The organism is Pseudomonas sp. 32_A (assembly GCF_017490905.1).
GTDB lineage: Bacteria > Pseudomonadota > Gammaproteobacteria > Pseudomonadales > Pseudomonadaceae > Aquipseudomonas > Aquipseudomonas inefficax.
Window position 1 is genome coordinate 1 of the sequence record NZ_JAFGYI010000136.1, and the last position, 580, is coordinate 580.

The window sequence follows — 580 nt, forward strand, 5'->3', positions numbered from 1 at the left end:
AGGTGGACGTGGACAGCGACGCGAGGTTGCTGTTCGTCGCGTTCAGACCGGTCGACAGCGACGCGACATTGCTGTTGGTCGCGTAGAGCTGGCTGCCGTTGACGGCGTCGGTGCTGGCCGCGGAGATGCGGCCGGCGGCGACATTCGTGATCTGGCGTTCCGCGCCCGGCGCGCCGACGCTGAACACGCCGATGGTCGCGCTGCCCGCGAAGCCGCCGAACGTGAGGCCGCCGACGCTCGCCGACGCGACGGGCACGGCCGCCGAGGTCGTCGCGCCGCTGCCGATCGCGACCGAGTAGTCGACGTTCGCGACCGCGTTCGGGCCGATCGCGACGCTGTCCGCGCCGAGCGCCTGGCTGTCCGGCTTCGTGCTGTTCGCGTGGAAATACTTGATGCCGGTCGAGTTGATCGCATCGATCGCCGCGCCGACGTTGCCGACGTTCGACGTCGTGCCGTCGGCGTTGTAGACCGTGTACGACGGCGCGGTCACGGCGCCCGACTTCGGATCGATCGCCGCGCCGCCGCCCAGGCCGGTCGTCACCGCGCCGAGCTGCCCGACGTTGACCGCATCGGTGGACGC

At 71.0% G+C, this 580-nt stretch carries 1 pseudogene; it reads right to left on the reverse strand.

Annotated features, from left to right (window positions below):
• A pseudogene (locus J5M58_RS25945) lies at nucleotides 1-580 on the reverse strand (hemagglutinin); the annotation flags it as partial.